Here is a 24,861-nt window from a genome sequence, read left to right on the forward strand (position 1 = left end):
TCCTTGAATAGAATCAAAATTGGGTAAAAAAACACCGCACTTGAGTTTTGCGATGATTCCTCTTTTCATCAGCACATTTATAAATAAAAGCCCGAATAAATCGGGCTTAAAATCTTGCTTAATGTTAGACCGTACTTGGCTAAAAAAGTGCGGTGACATTTTTAACGTTTTTTACGGCAATTCATCAATATCGTCTTTATTCACTTTTTGAATAATCATATGTTCGCGTCTTAAGCCGAGATCATAGGCGATACTGATAGCAATATAAATGGTTGAGTAAGTCCCAAAACCAATACCGATTAAGAGCGCTAATGAGAAACTATGGATCGTAGGGCCGCCAAATACAAACAAGGCAATCACCACAAACAGGGTTGTGATAGAGGTCATTAGGGTTCTTGATAAGGTTTGAGTGAGTGAAATATCAATAATCTCTACCGTATCAATACGGCGAATTTTACGGAAATTTTCACGCACACGGTCAAATACCACGATACTATCGTTCAGTGAATATCCCACCACCGATAAAATGGCTGCCACAAAGGTCAGATCCATTTCAATTTGGAAATAAGAAAAGATCCCAAGCGTTACAATCACATCGTGTGCAAGGGCGACGATTCCCCCTGCTGCTAAACGCCATTCAAAGCGAAACGCAATATAGGCAAGCAACATTAATAAGGTGATCAAGGTGGCATAAATTGCGCCTTGGGTGAGTTCTTCGCCGACATTTGGACCAACAAATTCCACGCTACGAATTTGGATATCATTATCCAATTTGCTTAGCATTTCTTTAATTTGTGTCCCAATATCTGCACCACCAGCAGAAGCGGAAAGACGGATCATCACATCACGCACGCCACCAGTGGTTTGTACTAATGGGCTGTCGATACCATTTTCTTTTAACGTTGCACGGATTTTTTCTAAATCAGCAGGTTGGGAAAAATGCGTATCCACAACCGTACCGCCAGTAAAATCCAGCCCCCAGTTAAAGCCTTTGGTGACAATGCTTGTAATACAAAGTGCGGTAATAATTAATGAGAAAACATAGCCTACAAGGCGGTATCGCATAAATGGGATAAGCTTGAATGGTAAGATGACCCCTTTATATTCATTCACTTTTTTATCTTTTGCAAATAAGCTCATTATCACCACCTTAAATAGATAATTTCTCAACGCGTTTGCCGCCGTAAAGTAAATTTACCAGCATTCGAGTTCCTGTAATCGCAGTAAACATTGAGATCGCAACCCCTAAGGAAAGGGTGATTGCAAAGCCTTTAATTGGCCCAGTTCCCACCGCATAAAGCACGATAGATGTTAAAATTGTGGTTAAGTTAGCATCAAAAATACTGCTAAATGCGCCGCTGTAGCCTTCATTGATTGCCTGCTGAACGCTACGTCCGTTACGTATTTCTTCTTTTATTCGCTCAAAAATCAATACGTTAGCATCCACAGACATTCCCACAGAAAGAATGATCCCTGCAATTCCCGGCATTGTGAGCGTTGCGCCGGGAATTAAAGACATTAAACCAACGAGTAAGACCATATTGGCAAGCAGTGCCATACTTGCAAATAAACCGAAAACTTTATAGTAAATCAGCATAAACACGACAGTAATGGCCAAGCCCCAAAGCCCCGCTTGTAAGCCTTGTTCCACATTTTGTGCGCCAAGTGATGGCCCGACGGTACGCTCTTCTACAATTTGGATCGGGGCAGTTAATGCGCCAGAACGTAATAACACGGAAAGATTGAGCGCTTCATTTGGGCTATCAATGCCAGTAATTTGGAATTGGCTACCAAAACGCCCTTGGATTGTTGCCACATTAATCACTTCTTCGTGTTTAGTGAGAACGGTTTTGCCATTTTCATCTTTTTTACCGCTGTCTTTATATTCTACATATAAAGTTGCCATTGGTTTTTTCAGATTCATTTTGGTGGTTTGCGACATAATATCGCCACCCTCACTATCTAAGGTAACGCTGACTTGTGGTGTAGCGGAATTTTGATCAACGCCTGATGACGCATTGACAATATGCTCACCCCCTAATACTGCACGTTTGTATAGCACCACTGGGCGACCATTACGATCAAATTTCACTTCAGAATCTGAAGGCACCATTCCACGCATCGCCGCATCAAGGTTGGCATTTTGATTGACTAAACGGAATTCTAAGGTTGCGGTGGCACCTAAAATTTCTTTTGCGCGTGCCGTATCTTGAACGCCGGGTAATTCCACTACGATACGCTCTGCGCCTTGGCGTTGAATGACGGGTTCAGAAACACCCAATTCTTCCACACGGCGACGTAAAATACTCAAATTTTGCTCAATCGCGTGATCGCGTGCTTCATTTAATGCCGCATCGGATAAGGTTAAAGAAAGCGTATTGATTGAAATTTCACGAATATCTAAATTGGGGTGTGCTTGACGCAATAAACGTTGAACCGCTGAAAGTTGATCAGGGTTTTTCAGGGTAACCACAGTGCTATGATTTTCCCCAGCACGAATACTGGTATATGGATATTTTGCTTTACGTAATTCAGCTAATAAACTGTCTTGTAACTGCTCTTGACGTTTCGCTAACGCTGTATTCATATCCACTTCCATTAAAAAGCGTACACCACCACGCAAATCTAAGCCCCATTTCATTGGTGAACCACCAATATCTGAAAGCCATTTTGGCGTCGCTGGGGCAAGATTCAGTGCCACAGAATAACCATTGCCTAATTTTTCGCTAATTTTATCTTTGGCAAGAAGTTGGTCATCGGTGTTATTAAAACGAGCAAGAATTGAACCGTTTTCTAATTTAATGGATTTTGTGGTGAGATGATTTTCGCGAAGAAGAGCTTGCACATTGCTAAGGGTTGTTGTATTGGCTTCTTGTCCACGAGTTCCTGAAATTTGAACGGCAGGATCTTCACCGTAAAGATTTGGAAGAGAGTATAAAACACCAATGGCGACCACGAGGGTCACCATTATATTCTTCCATAAAGGGTAACGATTTAACATAGATTTTGTTCCCTTGCGGAAAGTTAAAATAAATTAAAGGCTTTTTAATGAACCTTTTGGTAAGACAGCAACGATAAAATCACGTTTGATGGTAATCTCAGTTGTGTCGTTTAATGCGATAACGACATAATCACTTTCAGCACCAATTTTGGTGATTTTACCAATAATACCGCCAGAAGTGAGGACTTCCGTGCCTTTTGCTAACTCAGCCATTAATTGTTTATGCGCTTTATTACGTTTTGCTTGCGGGCGATAAATCATAAAATAGAAAATCAAGCCGAACAGAACGAAAATAAATAACATTGACATTGGGCTACCTTGTTGAGCTTCCATCTTTAATCCTTTTGTTAGTTAATGAAAAATATAGGGCGTTAAAATAGCATAAAATCCCTGTATTGACAAAGCGCTTTTACAAAAGTGCGGTGATTTATGGCAAGGTTTTTGCACAAAAAATTTGAGCAAAAAGCACCGCACTTTATTTTTGTAGAATGTATAAAACCTACCAAAATGTAGGTTTTATTTTCATCGTTAAGTGAAGTGGTATTCCTCTTTGACACGCCAACGATGTAATGGGATACACGCTAATTTTTTCGGCGTTCCGCCATCACTTTTCCCATTGCCGTTAATTCTTCTTGCGGGATATGGCTTTTGCCGAGTTCAAATAATGGTTCTTCAATGGCAATATGATTGTCATAACCCGAAATAAATTGGGTGATGAGCTGTTCGGGAATTTGTGTAATTTCGCCTTTTAGCAAGGCGTTTAATTGCACAGACAAGCTTGCCCAGTTTTGATGCAAGGTTTCGTGTTGGCTTGCTAAGCGTGCCACATCTGCTTTGGCTTGCGGGCAGTATTTTAATAGCGCAGGGAAAAAATCCTTTTCCTCATCATCGTGATGTAGCGGGGCTGCAACATTGAAGTAATTCAAAATTTGCTGTACATCTTTTTGCACCGCTTGAATGTTGCCATTTTTCTCCAAATAACTAGGCAAAATATTCAGCTGACGGCAGAACATTTTCACTTTGCCGTGGCAGGCGTAAAGCATTTCAATCGGCTCATTCCAGCTAGCAAATTGTTGTGGTTGGAGGTTAAGCATTTTATTCACCCTGTGCGTCATTCGGTTGTGAATTTTGTTGTGCCTCACTTTGCAATGGCGGAACGGGCTTACCAATGCGTGCATAGAAATCTTGCACAAATTGTTCAAATTCATTTTTATCAATCGCTTCACGGATTTGTGCCATTAAGCGTTGATAATAACGTAAATTGTGAATGGTGTTTAATCTTGCCCCTAAAATTTCACCGCACTTATCTAAATGGTAAAGATAGGCTTTGGTGTAATTTTTACAAGTGTAGCAATCACATTCTGGATCAAGCGGGCTGGTGTCATCGCGGTATTTGGCATTACGAATTTTCACAATACCGTCGGTAACGAATAAATGCCCGTTACGCGCATTACGTGTTGGCATTACGCAATCAAACATATCAATACCACGACGAACGCCTTCTACTAAATCTTCCGGTTTCCCAACACCCATTAAATAACGGGGTTTATCCGCAGGAAGTTGTGGGCAAACATATTCTAAAATGCGGTGCATATCTTCTTTTGGTTCACCAACCGCAAGCCCACCCACGGCATAACCATCAAAACCAATATTGACCAAGCCCTCAACGGACACTTTACGCAATTCTTCGTAAACGCCCCCTTGCACAATGCCGAATAAGGCATTTTTATTACCGAGTTCATCAAAGCGATCACGGCTGCGTTTTGCCCAACGGAGCGACATTTCCATTGATTTTTTAGCATAATCAAAGGTGGCTGGGTAAGGGGTACATTCATCAAAGATCATCACGATGTCTGAGCCTAGATCGTATTGAATTTCCATTGATTTTTCAGGAGAAAGGAAAATACGTTCACCATTAATTGGATTTTGGAATTTCACCCCTTCTTCAGTAATTTTGCGTAATTTGCCTAGACTGAATACTTGGAAGCCACCACTATCCGTTAAAATGGGACGATGCCAGTTCATAAAATCGTGCAAATCGCCGTGTTTACGCATAATGTCTTGTCCCGGACGTAGCCAAAGGTGAAAGGTGTTGCCGAGTAAAATTTCTGCCCCTGTGGCACGCACTTCTTCGGGCGTCATTCCTTTTACTGTGCCGTAAGTGCCAACAGGCATAAAGGCAGGGGTTTGTACATCAAATTCCCCTTGGGGGCGTTGAAACGTCATTGTGCCACGGCGTGCCGTGCCATCGGTTTTATGAAGTTTAAATTTCATTGTCATTATGTTTCCTTTTCGAATAAACAGTTCGAGGGTGATTAAATGGAGTTTAGAAAATTAATCTAACCCCGTTACATTTGGGTTTTTGCTAATAAACATTGCATCACCATAGCTGAAAAAACGATAGCCATTTTGCACCGCACTTTCATAGGCTCGCATTGTATGAGTGTATCCAGCAAAGGCTGAAACCAGCATAATCAGCGTACTTTCAGGCAAATGGAAATTGGTGATTAAGGCATCTACCACGAGGAATTTTTTGCCCGGATAAAGAAAGATTGAGGTATCCGAAAAATACGGCGCAAGCAGTTGTTCGTGCTGATTTTCTTGGCTAAACAATGCCGCACTTTCAATAGAGCGTACAGAGGTTGTCCCCACCGCAATCACACGCTTGCCATTCGCTTTGGTGGCTAAAATGGCATCCACCGTTTCCTGTGGCACTTCTACATATTCTGCGTGCATTCTGTGGTCTTCAATATTTTCTACCCGTACAGGTTGGAATGTCCCTGCACCAACGTGCAAGGTAACAAAGGCAAAATTTATCCCTTTCGCTTTTAATTTTTCCAATAGATCATTATCAAAATGCAAACCCGCAGTGGGCGCGGCTACTGCGCCGGGTACTTTGTTATACACGGTTTGATAGCGTTCTTTATCGGCATCTTCATCAGGGCGATCAATATAAGGTGGCAGTGGCATATGCCCAATTTGTTGCAACACGTCTAAAAGTGCGGTGCGTTTTTCTGCTATTTCTAGTTCAAATAAACTCTCGTGACGGGCTTTCATTATTGCTTTAATACCCTTACCTTCGCCTAATTTATCTTCGCCGAGAAACAGTTCTGCACCTTCTTTGGGGGCTTTAGAAGAACGAATATGTGCCAGAAAGCTATCTTCCGACAAAATGCGTTCTACCAATACTTCAATTTTCCCCCCACTGGCTTTACGCCCATACATTCGAGCGGGGATCACGCGAGTATTATTAAAAATTAATAAATCCCCTTCATTGATCAAATCCAGCACATCAGCAAAAGTGCGGTGAGAAATTTCACCATTTTCACCGTTTAATGTTAATAAACGACTGGCAGTGCGTTCGGCTTTTGGATAACGGGCGATTAATTCATCAGGTAAATCAAAATAAAAATCTGAAACACGCATAATTTTTCATCATATTATTAAAGATTAAAACAGGGCGTAGTCTATTGGGATTTTGTAGATTGCACAAGGAAAATCTGTGAAAGAGGGGATTTATTGAAAGGTGAAGGGCTGGGGGATCCAGCCCTTTCATTCGTTATCGTTGGCGGTTGTAGCTTTTTTCCGCTTCATCAAATTTTTCTGCCACATCTTTAGCGACCGGGGAGAAAATTGACGAAGTAAGGGTAACGAAAGAGCAAGCTAAAAAGCCGGGAATAATTTCGTATAAGTTGGCGATGTCTTGCCAGTTTAAGGCGTGCATCAGTGGTTTCCACGCCACAACAGTGACCGCGCCTGCTAACATTCCCCATAATGCCGCGTTGGAGGTGATGTTGCGATTAAAGAGGGAAAGGATTACTAATGGACCAAATGATGCGCCAAAGCCTGCCCACGCGTAGGAAACTAAGCCCATCACTTTTGAATGGGGATCTTGTGCGATGACAATAGCGATAAGGGCAATGAGCAATACCATAACGCGTCCAACCCAAACTAACTCGGTACTTGACGCATTTTTGCGTAAGAAACCGTGATAGAAATCTTCGGTAATAGCGGCGGAACACATTAAAAATTGTGCCGATAGGGTACTCATAATGGCAGCGAGAATGGCGGATAGCACAATGCCCACGATCCAAGGATTAAAAATGGCTTTGGAGATCTCAATGAAGACAGATTCGGCGGAATCTAAAACGATACCTTTGACTTCAAAATAAGCTAAGCCAAAATACCCCACTGCACAAGCACCACCTAAGCACAGGATCATCCACGTGATCCCGATTGTACGCGCTTTATCAAGGGCTTTTACGGAATTGGCTGCCATAAAACGGGCTAAAATATGGGGTTGTCCGAAGTAACCTAATCCCCAAGAAAGGGCGGAAATCACACCAATGCCTGAAACATTATAAAGCCAATTAGAATAAGGAATGCCCGTTTGTTGTGATTTTGCGGCTAAGGCAAGAGTGATTTCTTCCCAGCTAATGTTGAGTAACACAATCACAGGGGCGAGTAATAGGGCGAAAATCATCAGTGAAGCTTGAATGGTATCGCTCCAAGAGATCGCTAGATAACCGCCAATAAAGGTATAGGCGATGGTTGCCACCGCACCAAATATCAATGCGGTGGTGTAATCAATACCTAATAAACTTTGGAACAATTTTGCTCCTGCCACGACACCTGAAGCACAGTAGATGGTGAAGAAAAACAAAATCACCGAAGAAGAAAGAATTTTGAGCGATTTGGCTCGTTTAGGAAATCGCATTGCAAAATATTCAGGCAAGGTCAGTGCATTACCGTAATGCTCTGTGAATACCCGCAAACGTCCTGCTACAATGCGGTAGTTCAGATAAGCGCCGACAGTTAACCCGACAGCAATCCACGCTTCTGATAAGCCCGTGAGGAAAATTGCACCGGGTAAGCCAAGTAGCAACCAACCAGACATATCTGAGGCACCAGCCGACATTGCAGTAACAAAGCTCCCCATTTTACGTCCACCTAAAATGTAATCGTTAAAATTTTTGGTGGAAATATAAGCGTAAATTCCAATCCCTAAAATAATAACAAGATACAATCCAAAAGCTGTGTAGATTTGATAATTCTGCATACTTTCTCCCTATAAAATTATTGTTCTTCAATTGCCATTAGGGTAGCGTTGCCCCCTGCGGCAGAAATATTCTCACTGCGTGAAAATTCGTTATATAGCAAGGTCAGATCCTGATTGACTGTCCAATCATATAAACAGAAAATCGCAGGATTATGTTGTGCAAACCGCTGACGTGTTTGAGTATCAATCGGGGATACGAACACAGCTTTTTGCAAATGCTGCCCTTCTTTTAGGATATGTAGATGAGGTAATTGATAGCTCAACAGTGGATTATCTTTTTCTACAACAACATTAAATCCTGCTTGTTGTAACCGCTGATAAGCCGCAGTTAAACGAGCGTGGTTTTGACCGAGTAATAAAACAGAGGTGGTTTTATAATCAATGCTATTTAATTCCCCTGTAATACTAGGCAATACATTGTTTTTTGCAAGTACTGATGAATAATATTGTGATGTTTTGGTTAAACGTTGAACATAAAGTTCTCCACCAGCTTTTGGCCCTGTTCCAGATAAACCGTGTCCCCCAAAAGGTTGAACGCCGACCACCGCACCCACAATATTACGGTTAATGTAGAAATTACCACAGGCTAAATGCTGTTGTACAAATTCAATATTTTGGGTAATACGGCTATGACAACCACCTGTTAAAGCATAGCCTTTTGCATTGATTTTTTGTAAATAATCACCTAATTCTGTTTTTTTATAACGAACAAAGTGAAGAATTGGTCCGAATACTTCTCGATTAATTTGCGCTAAGTTATCTATTTCATAAATAGAAGGTGCAACGAAATGCCCGAAAGTGGGTGATGATAACTCAAAATAACGGCGAGAAAATGACCGCACTTGAGTTTGATAATTGACCAAATTTGCTTTCGCTTCTTCGTCTATAACAGGGCCAATATCCGTATTAAGCTGCTCTGGATTGCCGATAACCAATTCTTTCATTGCCTCAGTAAGCATTTGATATAAACGATCAGCAATATCTTCTTGCACCAATAAAATGCGTAAAGCTGAGCAGCGCTGTCCAGCAGAATCAAAGGCAGAGCTTAATACATCAGTAATGACTTGTTCCAATAAGGCAGAAGAATCTACCACCATGGTGTTTAAACCGCCTGTTTCAGCAATTAGCACAGGGTGATCCTGCCGTTGTATAAGTTGTTTATTGATCAAATGTGCCACTTCTGTTGAACCGGTGAACATCACGGCATTAAATGGTTGAGCCACCAATGCCGCCCCTAAATCGCCAGCACCTAAGGTTAGTTGTAAGGTTTCTTTTGGCACGCCAGCTTGATGTAATAATTTCACGGCATAATAAGCAATCAGCGAAGTTTGTTCCGCAGGTTTGGCAATCACATTATTGCCGGCTGCCAAGGCCGCAGCAATTTGCCCAGTAAAAATGGCGAGCGGGAAATTCCAAGGGGAAATACATAGTACATTGCCGAGCGGTGGGGCGAGAGCATTTTTGCTATCTAATAAACGGATTTGTTCTGCATAATAACGTAAGAAATCCACTGCTTCTCTCAGTTCTCCAATGGCATTTGGTAACGTTTTTCCTGCTTCTTCAATGGCAAGGCGTAATAATAGTCCCGTATTTTCTTGATATAGATTAGCCGCTTTCTCTAAAATTGCTGCACGTTCTTCCACGCTTTTTTCTTGCCAAATGTGAGATTGCATCGCCGTAAAAACGGCTGGCACATCATTTGGCGACATAAATGTGGACGTTGGCAACATTTGTGCGGTATCCGCCGGTTTTCTGCCTTGATAGTGTTGCGCGGCTTGCACGGGGACGGCGCAAAGTGATTGCACATCGGTATATTCTGCTTGATTTAATTGATCTTGTAGCGAGCGAAGCTGAATTTCATCGCTTAAATTAAATCCTTTGGAATTAGGACGATGTGGGAAAATGTCAATTGGTAATTTAATTGCTTTATTTGGTTCACCATTGAAATGAGAGAATTTTTTCCAAGGGGCTTGAACAAGTTCATCAATAGAAATGTCACGATCAACAAGTTGGTGAACAAAAGATGAATTAGCACCATTTTCAAGTAATCGTCGTACAAGGTAGGCTAATAGGGTTTCATAGGTTCCCACAGGAGCATAAACACGTACTCTACGATTAAATTGATGTTCACCGACAACGTTATCGTAAAGCGTTTCCCCCATTCCGTGCAGACATTGAAACTCAAATTCTTTACCTTGACCTAATTCAGCAATAGTGGCTAAGGTTTGAACATTATGAGTAGCAAATTGGGGATAAATGACATCTTGCGCGTCTAATAATTTTTTCGCACAGCTAATATAAGAGATGTCTGTATGCACTTTACGCGTATAAACAGGGAAATCTTGCACGCCTTCTGTTTGCTCCCATTTGATTTCGCTATCCCAATAGGCACCTTTTACCAAGCGTATCATCATTTTACGTTGAAAACGGCGGTTTAATGCAATGATATAATCTAAGACATAAGGACAACGTTTAGAATATGCTTGTACGACAAATCCTATGCCATTAAACCCTTCAAGATCAGGATCTTGCAATAATTTTTCGAGCAGATCTAACGAAATTTCAAGGCGTGCCATTTCTTCCGCATCAATATTCAAACCGATATTGTATTGTTTTGCTAGAACAAAAAGCTGTTTTAAACGCGGATAGATTTCATTTATCAAACGATCTTGTTGCGAACGAGAATAACGCGGGTGAATTGCTGATAATTTTACCGATACGCCATTTGCGTCATATACGCTACGCCTTGCAGCCTGTTTACCCACAGCGTGAATGGCATCCACATAATCTTGTAAGTATTTATCTGCATCTTCCATAGTCATTGCTGCTTCACCAAGCATATCAAAAGAAAAACAATAGCCCATTTTTTCTCTTGTACTAATATTTTTCAGGGCTTTTTCTATCGTTTCGCCGGTAACAAATTGTTCACCTAAAATGCCCATCGCTTTTTCAATGGCTTTTTTCATTATGGGGGCAGAAAGGCGGGAGAAACTTTTCATCAAAGCAGAAGAAAGTGCTGTTTCATCTAAATTAGCACTGATTTTATTGCCAAGCATCAAACCTAAGCTCGCTGCATTGGTAAAGAGCGAGCCTGATTTTTTCAAATGAGATTGCCAGTTACCAAGTTGAAGTTTATCGTTGATTAACTCATAACGCGTTTGCCCATCGGGGATGCGTAAGAGGGCTTCTGCTAAGCACATCAAGGCAATCCCTTCATCACAACCTAAGGAAAATTCGTGCATTAATGCATCAACGTCATAATGTTTTTGCTTTTTACTACGGATTTTGCTGATTAATTCTCGGGCGAGTTTTTCAATAGATGATTCTTGTTGTGGTGTGAAATCTAAGGTTTGGACTAGTTGGCTTACTGCAGACTGTTCTGTACAGCTATAATGCGCACTGATCATTTTACGAAGTTCGGGTTCTACACTGGGTAGAGGAGAGTAGTGATAGCTCATAAGATGCTCCATATAAAATTTGGCTTTATTTGTTAATGGAATGTTAAAGATTGTAATGAAATTTTAAAAAGAAGGAATATTAAATGTTGAAAAATGTGATAGAGTTCAAAAAATAGTCTTTAAAGTTGGAGGCTTATTCGTAGAAAAAGATGACAAAATAAAAGTGCGGTGATTTTTTGTGGCATTTTTATGGAGATAAGGTGAAAAAAAAGCCCTTTCTAGGAAAGGGCTGAAAATATTTGGAGTCATACTTTTTTAGGGTATGCGCACGATTATACGGGTAAAAATGTTATTTGCAACATTTTATTAACAAATTTGCAATAAAATTTTAAAATTTAAGTCAAGCTAAGAAAAAGGCGAGCTAATTTGCTCGCCAATGGAAGTGATTATTTGCTCTCAGCGTGAGGGTTACGCGTGTTGGTGTTCACCAAATTTCGCATTAGCAAGGCATAATTCAAATCCAAATCCTCTGGTACATCAAGGAAAACAAAATGCCCATCGCCTAAGGCGGCTTCGACTTCTTCACCTTTGCGATTAAGCATACGATTAATTTTGAATACGATATTGCCTTTTGGGGTCATTAATTCAACCTCATCACCAAGTAAGAATTTATTTTTTACTGCCACTTCGGCCAAACCGTCTTTACGTATACCGGTGAATTCACCAACAAATTGCTGACGCTCAGAAATGCTATAACCATAATCATAATTTTGGTATTCATCGTGCGTATGGCGGCGTAAAAAGCCTTCTGTATAACCGCGATGAGCAAGGCTTTCAAGCGTATCCATTAAGCTTTCATCAAAAGGTTTGCCCGCAGCCGCATCATCAATGGCTTTACGGTAAACCTGAGCTGTTCTCGCACAATAATAGAAAGACTTCGTACGCCCTTCAATTTTTAACGAATGCACACCAATTTGAGTGAGTTTTTCAACGTGTTGCACGGCGCGTAAGTCTTTGGAATTCATAATATAGGTGCCGTGTTCATCTTCAAAGGCAGACATTTTTTCTTCTGGTCGTTGGCTTTCGGCAAGTAAGAAGACTTTATCTGTGGTTTGCCCTTCGCCTAAGGTTGGGGCAACATTCTTAATGGGAATTTCATTACCAACAATATTACCCACTTCATCTTCTTTGCCTTCTTCCACCGAATATTCCCAACGGCACGCATTGGTACAAGTGCCTTGATTTGGATCTCGCTTATTAATATAACCTGAAAGCAGACAACGCCCAGAATACGCCATACACAGCGCACCGTGTACGAAAATTTCAATTTCCATATCTGGCACTTGTTGGCGGATTTCGGCGATTTCATCAATGGAAAGTTCACGCGATAAAATCACACGAGTTAAGCCCATTTGTTTCCAGAATTTGACCGTTGCCCAGTTCACGGCATTGGCTTGCACAGAAAGATGAATGTCAATATCAGGAAAATGTTCACGCACAAGCATAATCAAACCGGGGTCAGACATAATTAAGGCATCTGGCTTCATTTCCACCACTGGTTGAAGATCTTTAATAAAGGTTTTTAATTTGGAATTGTGTGGGGCAATATTGACCACCACATAGAATTTCTTACCTAAAGCGTGTGCTTCATCAATCCCAATTTTTAAATTGGCGTGGTTAAATTCATTGTTGCGAACACGCAAGCTATAACGTGGTTGTCCTGCATAAACAGCATCTGCACCATAAGCAAAAGCATAGCGCATATTTTTTAATGAACCTGCGGGGGAAAGCAGTTCGGGTTTGAATGTGGTTGTCATAAATTTCTCTTTGTGTCTGATTACAAGTCAGGCATTCACTCAAGGCAAATGCGTAAAGGCGGTTATTGTAGGGGGATTTTGTGATTTGTAAAGTCAAGTGCGGTGGAAAATTTATCAATTTTTTCACCGCACTTACAGAGGAGATTATTGTTGTTCTGGCGTTAAGGTATCTTCTAGGATTGGCGGTAATATTTCATCATTCAGCCAAGTTTTATCTCCCTCTTTTTTAATTTGAATGGTGTAATTATCACCGTTTTCTTTTAAATAAGGGTTAAGTTCTCCTTCAGGATAGAGCCAATCATTAATTAATGACCAAGAAATAGATTGTTTATCTTTCAATAAATTAGCTTTAAATAACTTATTCACGATAGAAAAATAAAGATCAAACTCTGTTTTCTTCCATTTTTCTAATAATAAGGTTGAGGTGGTTTTATCTTGTTGCTCTTCTAAAATGCCAGATTTTAGATTGAGTTTTCCTTCAAAAGGGGTAAGTGAGGTGGAAGGATAAGTATCTATTTCTCCACTTAATGTTGCGTTTTCAATATTAATAGCAATATTTTTAATTGGTTGATAAACGAGTAAGTCCGTATCCTCATCGGCATTAAGATATTTATCACAGGCAGCTTGATAAATAAGATTGCTACAAATATTAAGCGGAATCAGTGTTCCAACATTTGTTACGCTAAATGGAAGGCTAAATTTTCCATTTTTTAATTGAAATTGCTCTTTTTTATTAATGTAGCTTCCTAGTGTGAGTTCAATATTTTCATTATCTTGTTTTTCTTCAGATATAGCACCGCTTGCTCCGATCGTTATTTCTTTAAGTTCGATATTATCATCTAAAGTAAACTCATCTATTTTAAATAATGCTTGTTGTGATTGATTGTAATCTTGTGCTAAGGTTTTTAAGGCAGAAATAAAGGTGCTTTTCTCTTTTTCTACTTGCTTAGCTTCTTGTTTTGTTTCTGGTACTTGGGCTTTGGAAAATAGTTGAATAGTTGATTTTAATAATGCTAGCTGCGTGGCAAGATTTACATTTTTATTGTTACCCTCAAATTGTATTCCTTTGATTTGAAAATGTTCATTTTCACCTTTATTTTGACAAGATTTTAATGCAAGCGCATAGTTACTTTGTGTTTGAGATAAGTCAGAAAAATTCCCTTTTAAGAAAGATGAGAAATTATCAAAAGAAACGCCCTGATCTTTTTCTTTATGTGCAAAGGTTAAGTTTTCAAAATTAAAACTGAGTTCACTTTCTTTATTTTGAAAGAGTAAATCTAAAGCTTGGTCGATAATTTCTATTGTATTGAGCTCATTTTTATTGTTGAGTAAATGCAATAATTTTACATAGCTAAGTTGATTGGGAATCTCTTTTTGTGAAGCATTAAGTGCAACATTTTTGAATTGAATCGTAGAATGTTTAGGGTTTTTATCTGTAATAGTCAGCTCATCAGTATTTATTTTAGCACTTAAGTTGTAATTACTACCAGCATCAGATTTATCTAAATTAAAATCTAATTTTTTTAATTTGATATTCGTGTTGTCCCCATTTAATAAATAGACATCCCCATCTTTCAGTTGAATGGAAATATTTTCAATATCATATTGATTATCATCAATAGGAATAAGTGTTGCATCAGCAATAAGATCGTGAATCTTTGAATTAGCATCATAATTAAAGCCAGACAAATGACTTTGCACGTCCATTAGATGGCTTTTAGGTTCAAAATTCAGATCAATAACAAGTGTTTGTGATTTATTGGCAAGATCGCGAAATTGTGTATGAATATTTGATTGGAAATAATCACCAATCACGGAAAATTTACTTGTGATATTATTTTTATCAATAGTGACTTTAAAATTTTTATTTAATTCTTTTACAAAACTTGGGACAAGGGCTGAATCAGCAAGCACAGCAAAAGGCAGTGCGGTAAGTTTTGTTTGAATCATTTCACTTGATGTGTTGGTACTATCACCAGAGAGTTTGAAAATAAGTTCGCGACTGAAGAAATTTTTCTTTTTTTCAACCACGTCTAATTGAAATTTATTTTGCAATGAATAAGGGAATTTTTGCAGAATGTAATCAATTTTATGATTGGTGTAAATTTGTGCGCCTAAAGCTAATGTGGCAGCAATTAAGGATAATGAACCAACAATTTTTACTTTTTTATTCATAGACTTTCCTAACTTTAGGGATTGATTTTCTAAAAGTATAGCCGATTTATCGGCGAGCGATAAGAGCTTTGCTATGAATTTGTTTCATAAAATAATGAAATTTTTAAAATTGACACTACAGTGCTTTCCCATTATCTTATAGCCGTAAAGCAGTCTAAACGTATAAAAATGAAAAGGAAGAATGTATGAGCTATGCAAAAGAAATTGATACATTAAACAACCATTTATCAGGCATTAACGGCAACATCAACGTATCATTTGAATTTTTTCCGCCAAAAAATGAGAATATGGAAAAAATTTTATGGGATTCTATTCATCGTTTGAAAGTCTTAAAACCTAAGTTTGTTTCGGTAACTTATGGGGCAAATTCAGGCGAACGTGATCGTACTCATAGTGTCGTGAAGCATATTAAACAAGAAACGGGCTTAGAAGCCGCACCGCATCTGACTGGGATTGATGCCACCCCAGAAGAATTGAAACAAATTGCCCAAGATTATTGGGATAACGGCATTCGCCGTATTGTCGCATTGCGCGGTGATGAACCGGCAGGATACGATAAAAAACCTTTTTATGCCTCTGATTTAGTGGAATTATTACGTTCTGTGGCAGATTTTGATATTTCTGTGGCAGCCTATCCTGAAGTGCATCCTGAAGCAAAATCTGCACAAGCGGATTTAATCAATTTAAAACGTAAAATTGATGCGGGAGCGAACCACGTTATTACCCAATTTTTCTTTGATATTGACAGCTATTTACGTTTCCGTGATCGCTGTGCTTCTATCGGGATTGATGCCGAAATTGTTCCCGGAATCTTGCCAGTAACGAATTTTAAACAGCTACAAAAAATGGCAGCGATCACCAATGTGAAAATACCAGCTTGGTTGGCTAAAATGTATGAGGGATTAGATAATGATCCTACAACAAGAAACTTAGTGGCAGCCAGTGTAGCGATTGATATGGTACGCGTATTATCTCGAGAAGGCGTGAAAGATTTCCATTTCTATACCCTTAACCGCAGTGAACTTACTTACGCTATCTGTCATACCCTTGGTGTGCGTCCAGAGTAAACGTATTAAGCAGAAATGGGGGAAACCTCATTTTTGCTTCTTTATGGTATAAAATTCTCTTAAAAAGCACCGCACTTTATTTTTATACGATTTTTGCGATTTATGGCTAATTGTGTTATTTTTCTGCAAATTTTATTTAAAAGGAAAAGTAATGAAAAAATCAGTTTTATCCGTAGGATTGCTTGCTATTCTTGGTGGTGCTTGGTGCGGTGGTGCGTGGTACACAGGAAAAATCACCGAACAAAAATATATCGACTATATTCAATTTAGTAATCAACGTTTACAGCAATCTTTTGCTGACACAGGCTATTCTGTGCAAATTAAAGATGCCGTTTTAGATCGTGGCTTTTTTAGTTCAAATGTTCATTATCAGCTAGAAATAAAAGACGAAACCTTCAATGAAGTCATTCCTTTTGTGGGAAAAATTTATCACGGCCCTATCACCTTAAATGATTTTTCTTTTGCATTATTTTCTGCGGATACAGAAGTAGAAAAAACGCCAGAGACACAGGCTTATTTTGCAGATAATGGAAAAAATCCATTGAGAACAGTTGTAAGAATGAGTTATGGCCAAGCATTAAAAGGAAAAATTGACTCTGATGTTGTTTATAAGCTGGAAGAGAATGGCGAGATTAGTTGGAATATAACAGGTAAATTTAATTTAAATCAGGAAGGATATGGAAAATCTGAAATCAATGCAAGTAAGTTTTCTTTTCTTGATCCTAAAGGAGTACGCATTATTGCGGAAAATGTAGAGACTGAAGGCGACTTTTTACCAACACAATGGAAAAATATTTATCAAGGAAAATCCAAAGTTACTATTAAAAAAATTGCTGTAAATAAAGCCTCAGAAAAAGAAGAAATCACTTTTGATAACATTAACGCTGAAGGGAATGTTAAAGTTAAAGAGAATTTCTTAGATATGGACTTTGATTATGATGTTAAAAATATTTCCATAAATAATAAACCAATTACAGGATTGAAACTGGCGGGGGAAATCAACCATATTTCTGCTGACGCATTGAATCGGTTAAATGAGCTGAATGAAGATAATCGTGCTAATACTCAACTTTTTGAGCAAGTTCAAACAGAAATTTTGGCAAATCAGCCTGTGTTGAATATTACAAAACTTGAACTTTTTAATGATAAAGGTAAAGCATTAGACGGAAATCTAGAAATGGCTTTGAATAAAGATGCGCCGTCATTAATTGAAAGCAGTAAACTTTTCAAGGCATTTAATAAGTTTCAAATTAATGCCAAGTTAGAGAAAAAAGGTGTCGTTCAATTGGCTACAAACTTATCTGAGGTGTATGGTCATATTGAACCAGAGCAAGAAATTGAAAATACTATCCAGCATTATTTTTCTGATGCCGAACAGCATAATCTGCTAGTGATAAAAGAGAATAACGCCACGTTTAACCTCTTTTTGGATAAAGAAAAACAAAAACTCATTTTTAATCATCAAGAGCTCTCAGAGAAAGAAGTTGTTATGGCATTCTTCTTACTAATGATGAATATGCGTTAATTTAATGATAAAAGCCACTTGGGAAATGAAGTGGCTTTTTATTTTTCAATAAAAATAACTTATCAAATTTGAATAAATTCTATCTTAAGTAAAATTCTGCATTTTTCCCTTGACAGTATGTTGAAAGAACGTTAGAAAAATAACATCTTATTAACAAGTTAGGGGTGTTTTATGCTAACTTTTTCTTTAACCAGCGAACGTTCTCTTCTTTGTTCTTTACCGCCACCTGCGGAGCTAAAAAAACAACAACGTATTTGGCTTGTTGCGGAGCAAATGCGTCAGCATCCAGATATACAAGAAGTGGTGGTGGGAATGAATAACTTCACCTTGTTTTATCATTTTAACATAAATCCAACCGCACTTGAGCAACAAGTTTTGCACCATTGGCAACAAAGCGAGCAGCAAATTCAAGTCCGAGAAAGTCGATTAATTGAAATCCCTGTGCATTATGGTGGGGAATTTGGCGAAGATTTATTTGATGTTGCAAAATTTCATCACACCACACCAGAAGACATTATTCGACGCCACACTACACCCACTTATACGGTTTTTATGATGGGCTTTCAACCGGGATTTCCCTATTTAGGTGGCTTGCCTGAAAATCTTCATACGCCAAGACGCGATCAACCTAGAACCAAAGTTCCCGCTGGTTCTGTAGGTATTGGTGGTAGCCAAACAGGGATTTACCCCTTTACTTCACCGGGAGGATGGCAATTACTTGGGCGAACAGAAATGCCATTATTTGATATTCGGCAAGATCCGCCCGTGTTATTAATGGCGGGGGATAACGTAAAATTTGTAGTGGAGAGTATAACGCTATGATTTACATTGAAACGATGTATGGATTTGCCCATATCCAAGATCTAGGGCGTTTTGGTTTTCGTAATTTTGGCATTGGACACGCAGGCGCAATGGACGCATTGGCATTGCAGGCGGGTAATCTTTTACTGAAAAATGAGCCTAATAGTGCCGCCATTGAAGTAACCTTAGGTGGTTTTAGTCTTACTTTTGATTGCGATACGCCTTTTTGTTTAACGGGGGCGTTGTGCGAAGCCTTTCTTGATGACCAGCCGATTTATTCTTATTGGCGATACACCGCAAAACCACGTCAGCGTTTAACGGTCAAACGGCTCACAATGGGGAACTATCTTTATCTTTGTGTCGCTGGTGGTTTTAATGTGCCAAAAGTGCTAGGCGCTTACAGCACGGATCTCAAAGCAGGATTTGGTGGCTATCAAGGGCGCTTACTGCGTGCGGGAGATCACTTAGCAACAGCAAAACGTGATACTTTCCTTTCTTCCATCAGTATTGAACCGATTGATTTCACAAATAGCATTCATCTTGTTGCTTCATCAGAATTTACGGCGTTCACGGCTCAAAGTCAGCAAGATTTGCAACATCAACCTTGGCGATTAGAAAAAAATAGCAGTCGAATGGGGTACCGATTTCGTGGTGAGCAAAAACTCAATCTCACCCAACCGTTGGAAATGCTTTCTTACGCCGCACCAATGGGAACAGTGCAAGTGCCACCAGACGGAATGCCGATTATTTTAATGGCGGACACCCAAACTACGGGCGGTTATCCTAAAATTGCTTGTGTAATCGAGGCAGATTTGGGGCGTTTAGCGCAAACACCATTAGAAAGTGCGGTGCATTTTTCTGTCATTTCTCATCAAGAGGCACGGGAACGTTATCAACAAAATCAAGATTATTTAGCCCAAATAAGGAGAAAAGTAAATGAAACACGTTGATTTAAATGTGGATTTAGCAGAGGGCTGTGGTAATGATCAACGCTTATTACAGCTTGTAACATCAGCCAATGTCGCTTGCGGTTTACACGCAGGGGATTTTAACGAAATGCGAAAAGCGATTCGTTGGGCGAAAGAAAATCAAGTACAAGTCGGTGCGCACCCAAGTTTTCCCGATCGGGATAATTTCGGTCGCACGAATATGCAGCTGCCTGATGAAGTATTGAAAGCCTGTTTGCTGTATCAGCTTGGCGCAATTAAAGCGCTTTGCGAAGCGGAAGATGTGCCACTGGCTTATGTTAAACCGCACGGTGCCTTGTATAACCAAGCGGCAAAAGATGAGGCACTGGCGACGTTGATTGCGCAAACCTTAAAAGCTTTTGATCCCAAACTTAAATTAATGGGTTTATCGGGAAGTTTAATGTTGAATGTAGCAGAGCAACAAGGCTTAGGCATTATTTCAGAAGTGTTTGCCGATCGTCATTATCTTGCTGATGGTTCATTAGTGCCTCGTACTCGCCCAGATGCAATGGTAGAAAGTGATGATGAGGCGATTAGCCAAGTGCTACAAATGGTGCTACAAGGTACCGTGCCTAGTGTTGAAGGAGTCGCCGTGCCAATCAAAGCGGATAGTATTTGTTTGCACGGAGACGGTGAACACGCCATTTCTTTTGCCGAAAAAATTCGTCAGGCTTTAACAAAACACAACATTCAACTGAAATCAAATTAAACCTAAAACAAACGAATAACAACAATATACAGGAGTATTTTATGATAAAAAACCGCAGTGCATTATTAGGTGCCGCTTTTCTGATGGCAACTTCTGCGATTGGACCCGGCTTTTTAACTCAAACCGCAACTTTCACGCAAACTTTATTCGCGAGCTTCGGATTTGTGATTTTACTCTCTATTCTGCTTGATATTGGGGCGCAATTAAATATTTGGCGTATCGTTGCCGTCTCGGAGAAAAAAGCACAAGACATTGCTAATGCGGTCTTGCCGGGGGCAGGTTATTTCTTAGCAGTATTAATTGTAATGGGTGGCTTAGCATTTAATATTGGTAATGTCGGTGGCGCTGGCTTGGGATTAAATATCCTGACCGGCTTGCCTGCGGAAACTGGCGCGATTATCAGTGGAGCAATTGCGGTTGGTATTTTTCTTTTTAAAGAAGCGGGAAAAATAATGGATCGCTTTGCACAAGTGATGGGCTTTGTGATGATCGCACTAACAATCTATGTTGCGCTTAATGCCCAACCACCAATTGCTGAGGCTGCGGTTCATACCTTTATGCCAGAAAAACTTGATGTGATTGCAATTGTCACTTTAGTTGGGGGAACGGTTGGAGGATATATCACTTTTGCTGGCGCACATCGTTTACTTGATGCTGGGATAACGGGGAAAGACGCCTTAAAAGAAGTCAGTAAAAGTTCTGTTTCTGCCATTTTGATCGCATCAATTATGCGTGTGGTGTTATTCCTTGCTGTGTTAGGCGTGGTCTCGCAAGGTGTAAAACTTGATCCAGCTAACCCCGCCGCAACGCCTTTTTCTCACGTGGCAGGTAATCTGGGTTTAATTATTTTTGGTATCGTGATTTGGGCAGCGTCGATTACTTCTGTCATTGGGGCGGCTTACACCTCCGTTTCTTTCTTAACCACTTTCTCACCATTTATTGCTAAGCATAGAAATTGCTGGATTATTGTCTTTATCGTCATTTCTACCGCAGTGCTTGCAACTATCGGAAAACCTGCACAAGTGCTTGTTTTTGTTGGAACGTTAAATGGTTTAATTCTACCAATCTCACTCGGATTAATTTTACTCGCAGCACATCGTAGTAAAATTGTCGGAGACTACAAACACCCTGTTTGGATGACGGCAGCAGGCGCATTAGTGGTGATTTTGATGGCTGTATTAAGTGTAATGACCTTATCAAAATACATTGGCAATCTTATGGCGTGATGGCGACTTGAGCATACAAAAAGTGCGGTGAAAAATCACCGCACTTTTTTTGGGCGTGATCGCGTTTAAAATTTTGCTTTCCAATAACCGAGCCACTCTTTTAGGGCTTGCATATTCGCAGGCATTGCGCTGGCTTGGGGAATAAAGTGCATCAGGGTTAAGCCATAACTTTCAGGAGTAATGCCATTGCCTACGCTTGCAGGAAGAACACGAAATCCTTGTTTTTCAAATAAGAATTTTGCACGTTGCATATGCCATTGATTTGTTACCAAAATAATACGTTGAATATGCGCTTTTTCTAATAAAGTCCGCGTAAATTGTGCGTTTTGAATGGTTGTTTGTGCTTTTTCTTCCAGCCATTGCGTTGGGGTATGGAAAAAATCTTGTAGCTCTTTTGCCATAATTTTAGCCTCCGAATTACCATTTGGACTTGCACCAGTAATCAAAATAGGCAATTGCGTTTGTTGATGTAAATAAGCAGCATAACGTAAGCGTTCAAGAGGAATGGCAGGCACAGCAAGCGGACCAAATAATTCGTTACTATCTCGTAAACCGCCACCTAGCACGACGATTGCTTGTGCTGTTTTGTAATCGGCAAGGCTGAGAGGGGGGGCTTTAACTAGGCTATCTTGCAATTTTTGTGCGGTATAAGGAATACTGAACACATACAAAATTGTAATGCCTAAAACAGCGCAAATAAGGCTCAGTTTTTTGTATTGTTTTCTCGCAAAAAGTAAAGAAAAAATCCATAAAATCAAAACATTAAATGGCGGAAGAATGAGGGCTGTAATAAGTTTGGTGAGTAAATACATAAATAATGTTGAGTTGAACAATTTGCTGTTTAGCATAAAGGGCTTGTAATCTTTTGTAAAGATACTCAATCCTTTTGGAACTCTGGCGGATTCTGTTTTAAAATAGCCACTTTACGCTGATAAGCAGCTTTATAGGAAAGATGGTTAAACAATGAACGAGATTTTAGTTTCTCTGAAACAAGATTTAAAGCAAATCCTTGATGTGATCGTGGATAAAAATGATGTGTTGTATTTTGATTATCCGCTGCATCTAAATGTGGGGGATTTGCTCATTTATGCGGGAACAGAGGCGTTTTTTCAGGATTATCAAATTCATATTCGATTAAGACGTTGTTTACAAAGCTTCGATCTTGATGAAGTAAAAAAATATGTCAAGCCGACGACGACCTTAGTGTGCCACGGCGGTGGTAATTTTGGTGATCTTTACCCCGCAATTCAGGCAATGCGTGAGGCGTTGGTGCAAGCCTTTCCGAATAATCGCATTATTGTTATGCCACAAACCGCCTATTTTTCTCACCCGCAAGCAAAAGAAAAATCAGCAGCCATTTTTTCTGCGCATAAAGATTGTTATTTATTTGCACGTGATCAAGCCACTTATCAATTAATGAAAGTACAGTTTTCTGATAAGGTGTTTTTATCGCCTGATATGGCACATCAACTTTATGGTTCAACATTGTTGCAAAAGCAACGTGCGGTGCAAAAATCGGCAGAAAAAAACTTATATTTTTTGCGTAAAGATATTGAAGCAAGCCATTTGGAAAAAAATATCCAAGCCGCATTGCCTACAAGTGCGGAAATAAAAGATTGGGAAGATATTCTTACCACTCAAGATAAGTATTATGAACGTATTTATAGCGGATTGGCGAAAATAGCCAATAAATATCATCAACCTTGGTTAAAAAATGTTGTTAATAATTTATGGTATCGCCATAGCTTGGCGGTAATTGAACGTTGCAAGGAGATTTTTCAAGGCTATGATTTAGTGGTAACAAGCCGATTACACGGGCATATTTTTTCTTGTTTGTTAGAACTCCCTAATGAAGTTTGTGATAATTCTTATGGTAAAAATTTAGGCTATTATCATCAATGGACGCAAGATATTGATTTTGTGAAAGTTTATGAAGAATAAATCCTTTACAAAACTGCTGATTACCACCTTCTTAACCACGGGACTCACAATGGTGAGTTCCTTTTTACTGGCTCGTTTGCTTGCAGTGGAAGAACGTGGTGCATTGCAGCTTTTTATTACTTCTGTTACCTATGTGGTTACAATTTCTACGGGGGGAGTAGGGTTTTCTCTTGCACTTTGTATGCGTAATAACCAATATCATCATTGGCGTTATTATTTTGCGGCTTTTTTATTATTTTCACTATTTGTATCCAGCCTTGCGCTTTTATTTTTTAATATTACATCATTTCATTATTTATTTATTTTAAATGTTGTTTTTACCGCTATTTTTACGATTACCCTAGAAAAAAGTAAAATTGATGCTAATTTATCTCTTTATCGCTTACTTTCTTTGCAACAGCCTATTTTAGCCGTAGGCCTATATGGCGGGTATTATTTTCTTTTTGGTCAGCAACATTTAGAAAAAGTGGTTCAACTCTTAACAATTTTAACATCAATACAGGCTTTATTTGCACTTTATGCCCTAAATAAAATAGAAAAGCAAGTTAAGCAAAAAACGGAAATACAAAAGATTATTCCAACTAATTTCTTTAAAAATTGGTTAAAACAAAATTTACTACAAGTTTTTGGTGCGACAACAGTGAATTTAGATCGATTTCTAATTGTCGCGTTAATGGGCAATTATACCCTAGGTTTATATACTGTTTGCATTGCTTTTGATGCTTTGCTAACTCGTATTATCAATATGATGGTGGATTATTATTATTCAGGTTTACTTAATAACCTAAATCGTATTCGTGCCGTGTTAGGGCTTATCATATTAATGGGAATTAGTGCAGTGATTATTGTGCCATTTTTAGCAGAGCCAATTATTCATTTATTTTTTGGTAATGCCTATGTTGAAGTTGCGCCTGTGTTATTATGGTTTATTATTAATTCATTATTAGCGGGGCTTTCTTGGCTGTTATCACAAAATATGCTAATTTTAGGTAAGCAAGTCTTATTATTTACCCGCCAAATTATTTCTATCCTTGTGTTAATTGGCTTATTTTTTATTTTCAAAGAGCAAGGGGTATATGGAGTGGCTTACGCGTTAATTGGCGCGAGTTTAGTGAGATTGATGATTTCACTGATTTACTATTATAAGTTCCCAATAAAAGTAATTAATTAAGTT

General features: G+C 39.1%; 19 protein-coding genes. 8 read left to right on the forward strand and 11 right to left on the reverse strand.

Annotated features, from left to right (window positions below):
• Positions 1-171: 171 nt before the first annotated feature.
• The 10 genes from secF to L5B90_RS11490 form a co-directional block, all read right to left on the reverse strand.
• A complete protein-coding gene (gene secF / locus L5B90_RS11445) occupies positions 172-1,140 on the reverse strand; it encodes a protein translocase subunit SecF (RefSeq protein WP_250350017.1) in 969 nt (322 codons plus the stop codon).
• 10 nt (positions 1,141-1,150) lie between these two features.
• A complete protein-coding gene (gene secD, locus L5B90_RS11450) occupies positions 1,151-3,001 on the reverse strand; it encodes a protein translocase subunit SecD (RefSeq protein WP_265763007.1) in 1,851 nt (616 codons plus the stop codon).
• 33 nt (positions 3,002-3,034) lie between these two features.
• Positions 3,035-3,334 (reverse strand): preprotein translocase subunit YajC, encoded by a 300-nt coding sequence (yajC, locus tag L5B90_RS11455; RefSeq protein ID WP_250350019.1) that lies wholly within the window; start codon positions 3,332-3,334, stop codon positions 3,035-3,037.
• A gap of 248 nt (positions 3,335-3,582) precedes the next feature.
• On the reverse strand, positions 3,583-4,095 hold the full coding sequence (locus tag L5B90_RS11460; protein ID WP_265763008.1) for a hemerythrin domain-containing protein: 513 nt from the start codon (positions 4,093-4,095) through the stop codon (positions 3,583-3,585).
• A gap of 1 nt (position 4,096) precedes the next feature.
• Positions 4,097-5,275 carry a tRNA guanosine(34) transglycosylase Tgt gene (tgt, locus tag L5B90_RS11465; protein WP_265763032.1) on the reverse strand — a complete coding sequence of 393 codons (1,179 nt, stop codon included), beginning with the start codon at positions 5,273-5,275 and terminating at the stop codon, positions 4,097-4,099.
• A 60-nt stretch (positions 5,276-5,335) separates the two neighbouring features.
• Entirely contained in the window at positions 5,336-6,427 is a 1,092-nt protein-coding gene (gene queA / locus L5B90_RS11470) for a tRNA preQ1(34) S-adenosylmethionine ribosyltransferase-isomerase QueA (RefSeq protein WP_265763009.1), read from the reverse strand.
• A gap of 133 nt (positions 6,428-6,560) precedes the next feature.
• Positions 6,561-8,060 carry a sodium/proline symporter PutP gene (gene putP / locus L5B90_RS11475; RefSeq protein ID WP_265763011.1) on the reverse strand — a complete coding sequence of 500 codons (1,500 nt, stop codon included), beginning with the start codon at positions 8,058-8,060 and terminating at the stop codon, positions 6,561-6,563.
• Between the two features lie 17 nt (positions 8,061-8,077).
• Positions 8,078-11,518, reverse strand: coding sequence for a bifunctional proline dehydrogenase/L-glutamate gamma-semialdehyde dehydrogenase PutA (gene putA, locus L5B90_RS11480; protein WP_265763012.1), 3,441 nt, complete (start codon positions 11,516-11,518; stop codon positions 8,078-8,080).
• A gap of 386 nt (positions 11,519-11,904) precedes the next feature.
• A complete protein-coding gene (gene trhP / locus L5B90_RS11485; protein WP_265763013.1) occupies positions 11,905-13,275 on the reverse strand; it encodes a prephenate-dependent tRNA uridine(34) hydroxylase TrhP in 1,371 nt (456 codons plus the stop codon).
• A 144-nt stretch (positions 13,276-13,419) separates the two neighbouring features.
• On the reverse strand, positions 13,420-15,450 hold the full coding sequence (locus L5B90_RS11490) for a hypothetical protein (protein ID WP_265763014.1): 2,031 nt from the start codon (positions 15,448-15,450) through the stop codon (positions 13,420-13,422).
• Positions 15,451-15,635: 185 nt separating this feature from the next.
• On the opposite strand from L5B90_RS11490, the gene metF reads away from it, so the two are divergent.
• From metF to L5B90_RS11520, 6 genes are all read left to right on the forward strand, one after another.
• Positions 15,636-16,517, forward strand: coding sequence for a methylenetetrahydrofolate reductase (gene metF, locus L5B90_RS11495; RefSeq protein WP_250363204.1), 882 nt, complete (start codon positions 15,636-15,638; stop codon positions 16,515-16,517).
• A gap of 151 nt (positions 16,518-16,668) precedes the next feature.
• Complete coding sequence (locus L5B90_RS11500; protein ID WP_265763016.1) at positions 16,669-18,042, forward strand: YdgA family protein; 1,374 nt, start codon at positions 16,669-16,671, stop codon at positions 18,040-18,042.
• Between the two features lie 171 nt (positions 18,043-18,213).
• Positions 18,214-18,864 (forward strand): 5-oxoprolinase subunit PxpB, encoded by a 651-nt coding sequence (gene pxpB, locus L5B90_RS11505; RefSeq protein WP_265763017.1) that lies wholly within the window; start codon positions 18,214-18,216, stop codon positions 18,862-18,864.
• The gene (locus L5B90_RS11510) at positions 18,861-19,793 is read left to right on the forward strand and encodes a biotin-dependent carboxyltransferase family protein (protein WP_265763019.1); all 933 of its coding nucleotides are present in this window, start codon (positions 18,861-18,863) and stop codon (positions 19,791-19,793) included. The genes pxpB and L5B90_RS11510 overlap by 4 nt, the downstream gene beginning before the upstream one ends.
• The gene (gene pxpA, locus L5B90_RS11515) at positions 19,780-20,520 is read left to right on the forward strand and encodes a 5-oxoprolinase subunit PxpA (RefSeq protein ID WP_265763020.1); all 741 of its coding nucleotides are present in this window, start codon (positions 19,780-19,782) and stop codon (positions 20,518-20,520) included. The genes L5B90_RS11510 and pxpA overlap by 14 nt, the downstream gene beginning before the upstream one ends.
• A 41-nt stretch (positions 20,521-20,561) precedes the next feature.
• Positions 20,562-21,746, forward strand: a complete 1,185-nt coding sequence (locus L5B90_RS11520) for an NRAMP family divalent metal transporter (protein WP_250350525.1) — start codon at positions 20,562-20,564, stop codon at positions 21,744-21,746.
• A gap of 65 nt (positions 21,747-21,811) precedes the next feature.
• On the opposite strand, the gene L5B90_RS11525 is transcribed toward L5B90_RS11520, so the two are convergent.
• Positions 21,812-22,558 carry a YdcF family protein gene (locus tag L5B90_RS11525; RefSeq protein WP_265763033.1) on the reverse strand — a complete coding sequence of 249 codons (747 nt, stop codon included), beginning with the start codon at positions 22,556-22,558 and terminating at the stop codon, positions 21,812-21,814.
• A gap of 151 nt (positions 22,559-22,709) precedes the next feature.
• Between L5B90_RS11525 and L5B90_RS11530 the strand changes: the two genes are divergently transcribed.
• Both L5B90_RS11530 and L5B90_RS11535 read left to right on the forward strand, forming a co-directional pair.
• Entirely contained in the window at positions 22,710-23,687 is a 978-nt protein-coding gene (locus tag L5B90_RS11530) for a polysaccharide pyruvyl transferase family protein (protein ID WP_265763021.1), read from the forward strand.
• Positions 23,677-24,858 carry a lipopolysaccharide biosynthesis protein gene (locus L5B90_RS11535; RefSeq protein ID WP_265763022.1) on the forward strand — a complete coding sequence of 394 codons (1,182 nt, stop codon included), beginning with the start codon at positions 23,677-23,679 and terminating at the stop codon, positions 24,856-24,858. The genes L5B90_RS11530 and L5B90_RS11535 overlap by 11 nt, the downstream gene beginning before the upstream one ends.
• Positions 24,859-24,861 lie beyond the last annotated feature (3 nt).

Origin of the sequence: Avibacterium sp. 20-129, from assembly GCF_026226845.1 — a bacterium.
In the GTDB taxonomy this organism is placed as follows: domain Bacteria; phylum Pseudomonadota; class Gammaproteobacteria; order Enterobacterales; family Pasteurellaceae; genus Avibacterium.

Bases quoted from the DNA above. Each gene is read 5' to 3' on its own strand.
- yajC (WP_250350019.1), bottom strand. From the start codon at position 3,334: ATGGAAGCTCAACAAGGTAGCCCAATGTCAATGTTATTTATTTTCGTT.
- metF (WP_250363204.1), top strand. From the start codon at position 15,636: ATGAGCTATGCAAAAGAAATTGATACATTAAACAACCATTTATCAGGC.
- pxpA (WP_265763020.1), top strand. From the start codon at position 19,780: ATGAAACACGTTGATTTAAATGTGGATTTAGCAGAGGGCTGTGGTAAT.
- L5B90_RS11460 (WP_265763008.1), bottom strand. From the start codon at position 4,095: ATGCTTAACCTCCAACCACAACAATTTGCTAGCTGGAATGAGCCGATT.
- L5B90_RS11530 (WP_265763021.1), top strand. From the start codon at position 22,710: ATGAACGAGATTTTAGTTTCTCTGAAACAAGATTTAAAGCAAATCCTT.
- trhP (WP_265763013.1), bottom strand. From the start codon at position 13,275: ATGACAACCACATTCAAACCCGAACTGCTTTCCCCCGCAGGTTCATTA.
- queA (WP_265763009.1), bottom strand. From the start codon at position 6,427: ATGCGTGTTTCAGATTTTTATTTTGATTTACCTGATGAATTAATCGCC.
- putP (WP_265763011.1), bottom strand. From the start codon at position 8,060: ATGCAGAATTATCAAATCTACACAGCTTTTGGATTGTATCTTGTTATT.
- pxpB (WP_265763017.1), top strand. From the start codon at position 18,214: ATGCTAACTTTTTCTTTAACCAGCGAACGTTCTCTTCTTTGTTCTTTA.
- tgt (WP_265763032.1), bottom strand. From the start codon at position 5,275: ATGAAATTTAAACTTCATAAAACCGATGGCACGGCACGCCGTGGCACA.
- putA (WP_265763012.1), bottom strand. From the start codon at position 11,518: ATGAGCTATCACTACTCTCCTCTACCCAGTGTAGAACCCGAACTTCGT.
- L5B90_RS11500 (WP_265763016.1), top strand. From the start codon at position 16,669: ATGAAAAAATCAGTTTTATCCGTAGGATTGCTTGCTATTCTTGGTGGT.
- L5B90_RS11490 (WP_265763014.1), bottom strand. From the start codon at position 15,450: ATGAATAAAAAAGTAAAAATTGTTGGTTCATTATCCTTAATTGCTGCC.
- secD (WP_265763007.1), bottom strand. From the start codon at position 3,001: ATGTTAAATCGTTACCCTTTATGGAAGAATATAATGGTGACCCTCGTG.
- L5B90_RS11525 (WP_265763033.1), bottom strand. From the start codon at position 22,558: ATGTATTTACTCACCAAACTTATTACAGCCCTCATTCTTCCGCCATTT.
- L5B90_RS11535 (WP_265763022.1), top strand. From the start codon at position 23,677: ATGAAGAATAAATCCTTTACAAAACTGCTGATTACCACCTTCTTAACC.
- secF (WP_250350017.1), bottom strand. From the start codon at position 1,140: ATGAGCTTATTTGCAAAAGATAAAAAAGTGAATGAATATAAAGGGGTC.
- L5B90_RS11520 (WP_250350525.1), top strand. From the start codon at position 20,562: ATGATAAAAAACCGCAGTGCATTATTAGGTGCCGCTTTTCTGATGGCA.
- L5B90_RS11510 (WP_265763019.1), top strand. From the start codon at position 18,861: ATGATTTACATTGAAACGATGTATGGATTTGCCCATATCCAAGATCTA.